Genomic DNA, 11,778 nt, shown 5'->3' on the forward strand with positions numbered 1-11,778 from the left:
ACAAACAACGTAACGGTAAATAAAATACAGAAGAATTTTCTGCGCTTTGAATGCTCGCATTATGCCAAAAGCATTCATTTGATACTGTGATCTAGGTTTGAATTTTTACAAAAAATTAACTTTTGTGTAAAAAAAGAGCAGTGAAAATATTTTTATTTCTCACCGCACTTTCTAAAAAATTAATGAGGTAATTTACTCGCTCGCTTTGACATAAGGGTTGGTTCGTTTTTCTTCACCAATAGTGGTATAAGGCCCATGCCCGGGTACAACAATCATATCATCTCCCAAAGGGTATAATTTATTACGAATCGACGCCAGAATTGCCTCATAGTTGCCCCCAGGGAAATCTGTTCGTCCAATGCCATTTTTGAACAACACATCACCGGTAAAAGCAATACGTTTTTGATGTTCTATAAAACCGATATGCCCTGGCGTATGTCCCGGCAAGTGTAAAACCTCAAACGTGAAATCACCGATATTGAGCGTTTCACCATCCTGATCTAACCAACGATCCGGTTCAAAAGCAGACACCTCAAACAGCATGCCAAATTTTTCTGACTGTTGTGGCAAGTTTTTAAACCAATAATCATCTTGCGAATTAGAACCCCAAATTTGGACATTAAAATGCTGTTTTAATTTTTCTGCCGCCCCCAAATGGTCTAAATGGCCGTGAGTTAATAAAATCACTTGTAAATTCAGCCCAAGTTCTTCAATCCGTTTAATCAGTTTTTCCGCTTCTCCACCCGGGTCGATAATTGCCGCTTTTTTTTCATCGTCCCAAATTAAAGAACAATTTTGTTGAAATGCCGTTACAGGAATAATTTCAATGTTCATACGATACTCGCCATATTTTTCGGTAAAAAAACCGCACAAAAGTGCGGTCTAAATTTCAGATGTTTTTTACTAACTACCGCGCCAAGTACGCACCGGGCCGGTATCCATGTGCACAAAATTACTGTGCGGATAAAAACCGACACCACCATTTTGTAGCGCATCAACCGCATCACGTACTTTCGCTAACGGAACACCATCAATGCGAAAATCAATGGCTTGTCCACGAATATGGTAGCTATTACTTGCTACTCCACGGCTACGACGATGCATTGCCGCATTGCTGGCAGCAGAACGATAGCCACAAATAATTTGAATTTCCGTGTTACGTAAACCAAGATTCTGCTGTACCTGATAAAATTTAGTGAACAGATTTGGATCCATTTGATGAACCTGATTGGTACGCTTATCACGTAGAAGGTGGTCTAACAATCGCAACGTGGCGTTACTGAAACCACGTCCAAGCGCAAATTCTGCACTCAGTTTCTCACCGGTATTAATGTTACGAAAACTTAGTAGGCGTGGTTTTGGCGTTGATACAGCCGCTAAAACCGTATTCGGTAAAAGCGAAGCGCCTAATACAATTCCCCCTAGCGATAACCATTTACGTCGACTATGGTTAATATGACTCATTATGTATTTCCTAAATATGATCGCAATCCGTTTACTTGATTAAAGTTACCAAGCTAAATCCCACGGATTAACGTTGAATATAGTGTTTTAAAATATCCCAATTAATATAACTTAAATCAGGCGTTTTGTCATAACCGTAAATATCCGGCAAAGTGTGAACTTGATCTTTATCCACCCATGCAGTGATATAATATAAAAAGACCGGATTGTCGGATTTAATACCCGCTGAGGTTGTTTTTTTACTTTTCAGCACATTTTGTTTTCTTTCATCTGTCCAACCCGCTTCTTTCAATAGAATAGTGGCCAACTGATCGGATTTTTCCACACGGACACAACCAGAACTTAACGCACGGTTTTTATTGCCAAATAAATTACGTTTCGGTGTATCGTGCAAATAAATCGCCTCAGAACTCGGCATGTTGAATTTATAGTTCCCTAATGCACTGTTATCACTTGGAGCTTGGCGTAAACGATATGGGAATCTTTTCGCCGACATATTTTCCCAATCGATAGTATAAGGATCGATAGTATTGCCACTACCATCAATAATCGTATAGCCATGGCGATAAATATAACTCGGATCTTTACGTACTTTGGGAATAATGTCTTCGTTAATCAAACGGGTTGGCGCATTCCAAGGCGGGTTCACTACCACATTACTCAAACGACTAGACATCACTGGTGTTTTACGGCTGGATTGCCCAACAATCACACGGGAACTTAAAACCACTTGTCCATCGCGATAATAATTGAGTTCGTAACTTGGAATATTCACGAAAATACCATCTTGGAAAGCCGGTAAAATGCGTAAACGTTGAGCATTAATCGCCAAACGATGCAATTCAACCACATTATGCTGATCAACACCCGCTTCAATCACATGAGCAACGCGCGCCGATGTTTGCTTAAAGAGCGCATTTTCGCCGGAAAGATTTTTCACAAAAGTAAAATTATCATTATTTTTGACCGCACTTAACCATGCAGACACTTGCTCATCACTTAACTGACCGGCTTTATAGCTATTGCCTGCATATAACCATTTTTGTGCGGATTTCGCTACATTGGTGGCATAAAACAAATAATCTAAAAATGCATCGGTTAACAGAACATCTTCAATTAACTCGCCTTTTCCAGCGGCTTCATGGATCGCATTTAAAGCATTTGCTGAGCGTTTTGAAATTCCCCCGGCAATAGCTAAGGCATAATCGTGTAAAAATTGCTGCTTGGCCTGATTATCTGTCCAAATTGGAGAAAAATGATTCTCAACATAAATTTTGGCAATTAAAGGTTTAAATTGAAGAGAGATATCACCAAAACGCTCAGAGAAAAGTTTTTCAGCCTCAAGCGCCAAGCGTTTTTTCTCTGCCGCTAAACGCGCTTCCTCGACCTTATTTTCGAGCTCCAACTGCTGTGTGGCGAGAGTTAAATCACTTTGCTGTAATTCTTCTGCAGCGACATTCCCCACATAAAGCGCGCTTATCATCGCGAGAGTAACTACTTTAAACGTTCGAGTATTCATCAACTTACCTTAATTTTTATAAACTTTCTTAAAAACGACCGCACTTAGAAAAGTGCGATCCAAAAACAAGAGATTTATTGATTTGCAGACTTATCAGCCTGTTTTATTTCAGCCTTTTTCTGCTCAAATTTAACCATATCTGCCGCAATTGCAGCTGCCTCTTTCAAGAAGAAATCCGGCGCTTCATAATCTTTCGGCAAATCATCAATATCTTTCAATGGCTTTTTACCTTCACGTTTGAAACGCTCATTAATGTCTTTCAAACGTTTCTCGTCATCTTTATCATTTTCCGCTTTGCGTTTTTGATAATTTAACGACAAGAACTTACGTTCACGACGTTCATTACGCACTTTTAAATCTTCGTTAAGTGCAATAAATTCCGGATTTTTCGCCATTCGGTCATTATGTTTTTGCACCAATTCAGAGACTGGTTCGCGTGCTTCGCTCACCTCAGAATAATTCACTGACGGAATTTTATCCCATGGCAACGCATTATCTTCTTTTTCTTCACCGTATTCTTTACTATCAATGACATCTGGGAATTGAATATCCGGCGCAACACCTTTCAGCTGTGTACTACCGCCATTGATACGATAGAATTTTTGAATCGTATATTGCAATAAACCCAGTGGCGTTTGATCCAAATCATAAACAAAATTCAAGGAACGACTTTGTTGAACGGTACCTTTTCCATAAGAATTTTGCCCGATAACAACGCCACGGTTATAGTCTTGGATTGCTGCTGCAAAAATTTCAGAGGCTGATGCACTAAAACGGTTGATCATCACCAATAACGGACCGGTATATTGCTGCGCATTATCCGGATCTTCATGTACACGAATGCGTTGATAAGCATCACGAACCTGAACAACCGGGCCATCACTAATAAATAAACCGGTTAAACCAACAGCTTCTGTTAAAGCACCACCGCCATTTTCACGAAGATCAACAATTAATGCAGACGCTTTTTTCGCTTTTATGTCGTTAAGTAATTTTTTGACATCTTCTGTTAATCCCAAGTAAAAACTAGGAATCTTAATCACAGCAACATCAACGCCATCCATTTTCTCAATCGTTAATTTTGCTGCTTGGTCTTCAATACGAATTTTGTCACGTACCAAGGTAACAATACGAGACTTGCCACCTTTAGCCGATTCAACTTCCAAACGAACTTTAGACCCTTTTTTACCTTTGATCTTGTCAACAATGTCCTCTAAGCGCCAACCGACTACATCTTCAATTTCACCTTTTTCTTGGCCTACACCAATAATTTTATCGCCAGCTTTAAGTTTTTTGCTACGTTCTGCCGGCGCGCCAGGCACTAACGATTTAATGCTGGTTTCATCGTCTTCAGACTGTAACGTAGCGCCAATACCTTCCAAAGAAAGATTCATACTTTCATTGAAGCTTTTTGCCGTACGAGGCGCTAAATAACTGGTATGTGGGTCGATTTCACGGGCAAATGCGTTTAAGTAGGTTTGTACCACATCATCCGCTTTGGTTTGAGTCAATCGACGAATGGCCAAGTTATAGCGTTTAACTAATTTCTCTTTAATTTCAGGCCATTTTTTGTCTTTTAATTTCAAATTGATGATGTCATTTTTAACACGGGCTTCCCATAATTTATCGGCTTCCGCTTCCGTTTTAGGCCATGCGGCTTTTTCACGATCAATTTCAATTTGCGTATCGTCATTTAAAGCAGGTTCTTTATCCAACAAAGACAATGCGTAACGATAACGCTCATAACGACGTTTCATCATTAAATCATAGATATTAAACGCAATATCCAAGTTGCCTGCATTCAATTCATCATCAATTTTTTTGCTATATTTTGCGCGTAAATCATCAATATCCGACTGTAAAAAAGTATTACGGTTAAAGTCTAACCCTTTGAGATAACGGTCAAAAATTTTCTCAGAGAATTCGTCATCTAATTGAAATTTACGATAATGAGACTGCGTCAAACGTGTTGTCGCCCGCTTCGTGGCAAACATATTCGCTTCAGAAGGTTGCAGTGCAACAATATCTGAAGGCTTTAACTTAGGTTGTACCGCGTCAACAACACCCGCATTAAGAAACAACGTTCCTAATACAAGTGCGGTCAAATAATTTTTCGTTTTACTCAATTTCATTCAAACTTTCCTAATATATACGGCAAAAACAAAATGAAGTTATCTGCACAGATAACTTCATTAAAAGTTGGTTTAAGCAAATAAGCGATCTGCTGTGACGTTTACGACCAAACCGTTATCTAATTCTACGCGGGCGGCCTCGTTGGAGAATTCCAACACTTTAGCATTTTGCGCTCTGTCGCCCACTTTGACCTTCACCAGCTGACCTTCTTGTAACTCTGCCATGTTTACGCTGGTCAGCGCTAATTTAGGTTTACGTGCCATTTTTTCACCCTGTTTTGGAGTACGACGCGCCGGGCGCTTTTTCTCCGTTGCCGGCTTGGCGGCTTTTTCCGCTGCGCGTTTTTGTGCAACCAATGCTTTAGCTTCCGCTAATTGTTGAGCAGCATGATCCGCATGTTCCTGTTCTAATTCACCAGCCGGATTACCTTGTAAATCCACACGCACGGCACCCACTTTACAACCATGTAAATAGCGCCAGTTAGACGTATATTGACGTAAAGCATGACGTAATTGTGTTTTACTTACGCGTTCATCATCTTTTAATGCTTCACTTAAATCTTGGAACAAACCGATTTTTAATGGTTTTGCTTCGCCCTCAAGAGAAAAACAGAGCGGAAATTTTTCCGCCAAATAAGCAATTATTTCTTTATTATTAGTTAATTTTTGTACTTCTGTCATGACGAAATCCTGTAGACATCCTATATAGATTTTGAATAGAAAAAACTTGCCACATTTTAGCCACTTTGGCTAAAAATGACAATGAATAATCAGTTTTAGCGTGGAGAAATCATAAACGCCGGCAAAAACGACCGCACTTTTTTATGCCATCTTCAGCAAATCCGTGCCAAAAGAAAAGAACCAGTATAAAATACGCGTTTCTTTAATGAGGAATAACAATTCATGACAGGCAAGTTACAAACCGATTTGACCAAGGCAAATTACTCCCGCATAGCCCGCTGCGGCGATTGTAATGCCGTGATCAAAATTCTGCCCTTACAAAAAGGCCAACGCGCTGTCTGTCCGCGCTGCCATAATGTGTTGTACTCAACCAACCGCTGGAGCCTTAAACGCTGTTCCATTATAGCCCTTTCAATTTTGATACTCATGCCCTTTGCGCTCACCTACCCGCTGTTGAGCATTCACCTGCTCGGTGAAAAAATTAATGCTTCGGTATGGCAAGGGGTTTGGAAAATGGCAACACAAGGCTTCTCTTATACGGCATTTTTAATTTTTATTTGTGCTGTTTTTATGCCTATTGCCTTTGCGCTTTTAGTCATTTTGTTGCGCTTAGCGCAAATGGTCAAAGCCAAACCTCGCAACCTTTTAATCTCCTTAGGCTACATTAAACCGTGGGTCATGTTTGATGTATATTTAGTGGCGCTGGGGGTGACGATGTTCAAAGTAAAAGAATACGCCACGTTAGAATTGGATATTTATTTAATCGCCTTTATTTTTACTGCACTTTTAACCACGTTATTATTTATCAAAATTAACCCGGCAGAAGTGTGGAATGATTTTTACCCACAAAGTAAGGCGGTCAACGACATCACCAAAGCAGAGGATTTGCGCTACTGTCATTATTGCCAATACAGTTTCCTCAATCCCTTGACGGATAATAAAGGCAAAGAAATTTGCCCCCGTTGTTATTCGCAAATTGATATTCCTTCTGCCATAAAATTACAACGGACTTGGGCGTTATTGTTAGCCGGTATTATCATGCTCTTTCCGGCAAACCTGCTGCCCATCTCGGTAATTTATGTCAATGGAGCACCAAGTGCCGATACGCTAATGTCCGGCGTGCTAAGTTTTATTGACATGGGAAGCTATTTCATTGCCTTTGTCGTTTTCACCGCCAGTATTTTCGTCCCCGTCAGTAAGGTATTGATTATTTTATATTTACTGATTTGTGTACATTTTAAGCTGAGACATTCCATCCGCTGGCAAATGGGTTTATTGCATGCGGTCCATTTTGTCGGTCGCTGGTCGATGTTGGATTTATTCGTTTTAGCACTCATGATGTCCTTAGTAACCAGAGGGCAAATTATTGATTTTTCTGTAGGCACTGCTGCGCTGTATTTTGGCGCTTCAGTTTTCTTAACAATGATTGCGGCGGAACAATTTGATAGCCGCTTAATTTGGGAAATTTATGACAGACAACACAAAACACACAACACACACTGAAGTCGATACCAACGTCACTCAAAATAGACGTATTTCGCCTTTTTGGCTTCTTCCTTTCATTGCGCTTTGTATTGGCGCTATCTTGTTCTTCCAAATAATTCAGGAACAAGGCATTAGCGTTCGTATTACTTTTGCAAATGGTGAAGGTTTAGTCGCAGATAAAACTCAAATCCGCTATCAAGGTTTACAGATCGGTGTTGTAAAAAAAGTGAATTTCACCGATGACCTACAAAAAGTCGATGTGGTGGCTAATATTTACCCAGAAGCAAGAAGCGTGCTGCGTGAAAACACCAAATTCTGGTTAGTCAAACCAAGTGCTTCTTTGGCAGGGATTTCAGGGCTAGATGCCTTGGTGTCAGGTAACTACATCACATTACAACCGGGTGATGGCGATGCCAAAAACGAATTTATTGCAGAAACAGAAGGTCCGATTGCACAATTAAACCCTGGTGATTTATTAATTCATTTAATCGCCGATGATCTGGGTTCTATCTCCATTGGTGCCTCAATTTATTACAAAAAAATGCCCGTGGGGAAAGTTTATGACTACCATTTCACCGAAGACGGTAAAAAAGTCGAAATTGATATTGTCATCGACAAACCTTATGCAAAATTTGTGAAAAAAGACAGCCACTTTTGGAACATCAGCGGCATTAATGCCAACATCGGTGTTTCCGGTTTAAATGTGAACGTTGATAGTCTGAATGCGGTGGTGCAAGGCGCTGCCGCTTTTGATTCACCACACGACAGCCCGATTGCGGAAATGAATGAAACCTATACGCTTTATTCCAATTTACAAGCGGCAAAACGCGGCATTAATATCAGCGTGAATATTCCGAATGTCGCCGGCTTAGAGGCAGGCAAAACGCAAGTGTATTACCAAAATACGGAAATTGGTGTGCTATCCAAATTAAGTGCGGTAGAAAATAACGATGAAATGTTAAGTGGTACATTGCTCATTGATCCGAACCTAACCAATTTATTTAAAACTAATACCCACATTGTATTGCGAGCGAAAAAAAGTGGCTTAGGCGATTTAACCGATATTCAAAAACTTTTACGCGGTCAATATTTTGAAGTTCTGCCGGGCGATGGTGATAATCAAACCGTCTTTAATGTAATTAAAGAAAGTGAGTTACTGCTCAAACAACCGAACACCTTGGTGCTCACTTTGAGCGCACCGGAAACCTACGGCATTAGCGAAGGACAACCACTAATTTATAACAACATTCAAATTGGTGAAGTGGTTGCGCAACATGTCGCTTCCGATGGGGTGCAATTTAAAGTTGCCGTTGCCGCTGATTATCGCTATTTGATCCACAGTGATACGTTATTTGTTGCCGCATCCAATTTTGATGTGAGTATTGGCGTTGATGGCTTACGCTTTGAAGCTGCCACGCCAGAACGATGGTTACAAGGCGGCATTCGAGTTATTGCAGGCAAAGAACAAAGTAAAGCAAAAGAAAATTATGTACTTTATCGCGATTTAACCAGTGCAGAGGCCGGTATTACCGATAATAGCCCCAATCCGACAACCACCCTGACAACGTCCAATTTGCCAAGTATTAACAAAGGGTCATTGGTACTTTATCGCCAATATGAAGTGGGCAAAATTTTAGATATCCGTCCACAACAGCAAAACTTTGCAGTTGATGTATTTATTTATCCGAAATATCAACACTTATTAACTGATAAAAGCCTGTTCTGGGTGGAAAGTGCGGCGCAAATTGACATTACGCCGAAAGGTATCAGCATTCAAGCAACACCGATTACCCGTTCACTAAAAGGCGCAATCAGTTTTGATAACAGTGGTAGCAAACATAATCGCACCCTTTATCCGAATGAACTTCGAGCAAAATCTGCCGGACAACAAATTATCCTCACGGCAGAAGATGCGACGAATTTAAGTAAAGGCATGGCGCTACGTTATTTGGGTTTAACGATCGGCGAAATTGACAGCGTTCAATTAGATCAAAAAAATAATAAAATCATCAGCAAAGCGTTGATTCATCCGAATTATATGGCATTAATTGCCAAAGAAGGCTCCCGTTTCAAAGTGATTTCACCGCAAATTTCCGCGGGTGGTATTGAAAATATCGACAGCCTATTACAACCGTATATTGATGTAGAGATTGGTTCCGGCAAAACGAAAACCCAATTTACCTTAACCCAATCCATCAGCAATAACATCAAATACACCAATGGCTTGCCGCTTGTCTTAGAAACGACAGATGCGTTAAACATTACTACCGGTTCGCCGATCATGTATCGTGGTGTAGAAGTAGGTACAATTAAAAATTTAGAGCTAAACTCCCTCGGCGATCGCGTATTAATTCATATTGTCATTGCGTCAAAATACCAACATTTAGTCCGCAAAAACTCTGAATTCTGGATTGCTTCGGGCTACGATTTCAACCTGAGCTTGTCTGGGGCACAATTTAACACCGGCAGCGTACAGCAATTGCTCAAAGGAGGAATTTCTTTCTCTACGCCATCCGGCACAGTCGTTCAGGAACCAGCGAAAGCGAATCAACGTTTCTTATTGCAAATAAAACGTCCGCAAGATAGCCAGAAATGGAATCAGGGTGCATTGCCGCCAAGCCATTAAAGTGCGGTCATTTTTCCAAGCGTTTTTTATTTTAAATATTGAATAAAAATATTTAATATTTTAAGAATTTCTTAAGAAACACCACTTATAATGCGCCACATCCGACACAAACAGCGATGTGGCGTGACTATTCCATCTGATATTATTTAGGAGTCTTTATGAAAAAAATCGTAACCTTAGCAGCATTATTAGCCATGTCTTCTACCGCATTTGCCGGTTTTCAAGACACTAACGCAAGTAACAATCTAACCACCGTGCAAGCGGCACAAAAAATGGCTGATCACGCCCCAGTTACTTTAGAAGGCAACTTTGTTCGTCAAATTGATGACGATGAATTTGTTTTCCGTGATAGCACGGGTGAAATCAAAGTGGATGTTGATGATCACGCGTGGAAAGGCGTCAATGTCACGCCAAACGATCGCGTTCGCATTCAAGGTTCCGTTGATAAAGATTTTGGTGAACCGACAAGCATTGAAGTACATCAAATTCAAAAAATTCAATAATTCACTCAAGCACCGCCTTTACGGCGGTGTTTTTTATATATAACAAACACACCAAAAACAAACCGCACTTTGACTAAAAAAGCCAAAGTGCGGTTTGTTTTTGAAATGAATTTATTTCTTCGTTGCTAATTCAAGTAACTTCACAATCACGTTCACGGCATCTTTCATGCCTTCCAGCGTAATCAATTCATGCTTGCTATGGAAGTTATAACCGCCGGTAAAAATATTCGGACAAGCCAAACCCTTTTCCGCCAACCACGCGCCGTCTGTACCACCACGAATCAATTTATGATTAGGGGTAATATTACATTGTTTCATGGCTAAATCGGCTAGCTCAATGGCTTGCGGAACCTGTTTAATCACCTCATACATATTTTTATAGTTTTCCGTTAAAACCAATTCAACCGGTTTTAACAAACGTTTTTGTCGGTTAAATTTTTCCACTAAATCACGGATAAATTGTTTACGTTTTTCAAAATGAGCGCTGTCAAAATCGCGGATTAAATACTGTAATTCCACTTTTTCAATCGTCCCGTCAAAGTGGTTCAAATGGAAAAAACCTTCTCGTGCGTCCGTTTGTTCCGGCACTTCCGTCGCCGGGAACGCATTTTGAAATTCGCAGGCCAACGCAAGCGCATTAATCATTTTGTGCTTTGCATAACCAGGATGAATATTGCATCCGTAGAAAGTGATTTTTGCGGAAGCTGCATTGAAATTTTCATATTCCAATTCACCGACTGCGCCACCATCTATCGTATACGCCCAATCACAAGAAAAACGCTCAAACGGGAAAAATTGCATCCCTAAACCAATTTCTTCATCCGGGGTAAACGCCACCCGAATATTGCAGTGAGGTAAATTCTCGGTTTTCAAGCGATAAAGTGCGGTCATAATTTCCGCTATTCCGGCTTTGTTATCTGCACCCAACAACGTTTTACCGTCTGTGACGATTAAGGTTTTGCCGACCAGTTGGTGTAAGAAAGGATAATACACCGGGCTGATAAACTCTTCCCCGATACCCAAAGCAATATCGCCACCACGATAGTTATCAATCACTTCAGGTTGTACATGTTTGCCGCTACAATCCGGCGAGGTGTCGAGATGGGCAATTAAACCAATTGTCGGCGCGTGAGGATCTACGTTGGAGGGTAAAAATGCGGTTAATACAGCGTGTTTATTGAGCTCGATTTCTTGCAACCCGAGTGCCACCAACTCTTGCTGTAACAGTTTGGCTAAGGCTAATTGACCAGCTGAACTAGGAGAAATTTTAGCACCAAGTTTTGCTTGCGTATCATAACTCACATAATTAAAAAAACGCTCCAACACCGGTTCTCGAGATAATAAATCCTGCATTCTTTTTCTCCCTTA

Annotated in this window: 9 protein-coding genes; 3 read left to right on the forward strand and 6 right to left on the reverse strand. The window is 40.5% G+C overall.

All coding sequences use genetic code 11. The annotated features are described in order from the left end of the window. Positions 1-192: 192 nt before the first annotated feature. From AC30SH_RS06045 to proQ, 5 genes are all read right to left on the reverse strand, one after another. Complete coding sequence (locus AC30SH_RS06045; protein WP_212510541.1) at positions 193-834, reverse strand: MBL fold metallo-hydrolase; 642 nt, start codon at positions 832-834, stop codon at positions 193-195. Positions 835-903: 69 nt separating this feature from the next. Beyond that, positions 904-1,464, reverse strand: coding sequence for a peptidoglycan L,D-endopeptidase MepK (gene mepK, locus AC30SH_RS06050; RefSeq protein ID WP_212510540.1), 561 nt, complete (start codon positions 1,462-1,464; stop codon positions 904-906). A 67-nt stretch (positions 1,465-1,531) separates the two neighbouring features. After that, complete coding sequence (locus AC30SH_RS06055; protein WP_212510539.1) at positions 1,532-2,983, reverse strand: L,D-transpeptidase family protein; 1,452 nt, start codon at positions 2,981-2,983, stop codon at positions 1,532-1,534. A 74-nt stretch (positions 2,984-3,057) separates the two neighbouring features. Continuing rightward, positions 3,058-5,115: a carboxy terminal-processing peptidase gene (prc, locus tag AC30SH_RS06060; RefSeq protein ID WP_212510538.1), complete on the reverse strand. Its 2,058-nt coding sequence runs from the start codon at positions 5,113-5,115 to the stop codon at positions 3,058-3,060. A 72-nt stretch (positions 5,116-5,187) separates the two neighbouring features. After that, a complete protein-coding gene (gene proQ / locus AC30SH_RS06065; protein ID WP_006717539.1) occupies positions 5,188-5,796 on the reverse strand; it encodes an RNA chaperone ProQ in 609 nt (202 codons plus the stop codon). Between the two features lie 222 nt (positions 5,797-6,018). On the opposite strand from proQ, the gene AC30SH_RS06070 reads away from it, so the two are divergent. The 3 genes from AC30SH_RS06070 (at position 6,019) to AC30SH_RS06080 (ending at position 10,410) form a co-directional block, all read left to right on the forward strand. Then, entirely contained in the window at positions 6,019-7,299 is a 1,281-nt protein-coding gene (locus AC30SH_RS06070) for a paraquat-inducible protein A (RefSeq protein WP_212510537.1), read from the forward strand. Beyond that, positions 7,265-9,907: a PqiB family protein gene (locus tag AC30SH_RS06075; protein ID WP_212510536.1), complete on the forward strand. Its 2,643-nt coding sequence runs from the start codon at positions 7,265-7,267 to the stop codon at positions 9,905-9,907. The genes AC30SH_RS06070 and AC30SH_RS06075 overlap by 35 nt, the downstream gene beginning before the upstream one ends. Before the next feature lie 158 nt (positions 9,908-10,065). Further along, on the forward strand, positions 10,066-10,410 hold the full coding sequence (locus AC30SH_RS06080; RefSeq protein WP_212510535.1) for a YgiW/YdeI family stress tolerance OB fold protein: 345 nt from the start codon (positions 10,066-10,068) through the stop codon (positions 10,408-10,410). Positions 10,411-10,521: 111 nt separating this feature from the next. On the opposite strand, the gene pepT is transcribed toward AC30SH_RS06080, so the two are convergent. Beyond that, the gene (gene pepT / locus AC30SH_RS06085) at positions 10,522-11,763 is read right to left on the reverse strand and encodes a peptidase T (RefSeq protein ID WP_212510534.1); all 1,242 of its coding nucleotides are present in this window, start codon (positions 11,761-11,763) and stop codon (positions 10,522-10,524) included. Positions 11,764-11,778 lie beyond the last annotated feature (15 nt).

The organism is Aggregatibacter sp. HK296, from assembly GCF_980469475.1.

Bases quoted from the DNA above. Each gene is read 5' to 3' on its own strand.
- prc (WP_212510538.1), bottom strand. From the start codon at position 5,115: ATGAAATTGAGTAAAACGAAAAATTATTTGACCGCACTTGTATTAGGA.
- AC30SH_RS06055 (WP_212510539.1), bottom strand. From the start codon at position 2,983: ATGAATACTCGAACGTTTAAAGTAGTTACTCTCGCGATGATAAGCGCG.
- AC30SH_RS06080 (WP_212510535.1), top strand. From the start codon at position 10,066: ATGAAAAAAATCGTAACCTTAGCAGCATTATTAGCCATGTCTTCTACC.
- proQ (WP_006717539.1), bottom strand. From the start codon at position 5,796: ATGACAGAAGTACAAAAATTAACTAATAATAAAGAAATAATTGCTTAT.
- pepT (WP_212510534.1), bottom strand. From the start codon at position 11,763: ATGCAGGATTTATTATCTCGAGAACCGGTGTTGGAGCGTTTTTTTAAT.
- AC30SH_RS06070 (WP_212510537.1), top strand. From the start codon at position 6,019: ATGACAGGCAAGTTACAAACCGATTTGACCAAGGCAAATTACTCCCGC.
- AC30SH_RS06045 (WP_212510541.1), bottom strand. From the start codon at position 834: ATGAACATTGAAATTATTCCTGTAACGGCATTTCAACAAAATTGTTCT.
- AC30SH_RS06075 (WP_212510536.1), top strand. From the start codon at position 7,265: ATGACAGACAACACAAAACACACAACACACACTGAAGTCGATACCAAC.
- mepK (WP_212510540.1), bottom strand. From the start codon at position 1,464: ATGAGTCATATTAACCATAGTCGACGTAAATGGTTATCGCTAGGGGGA.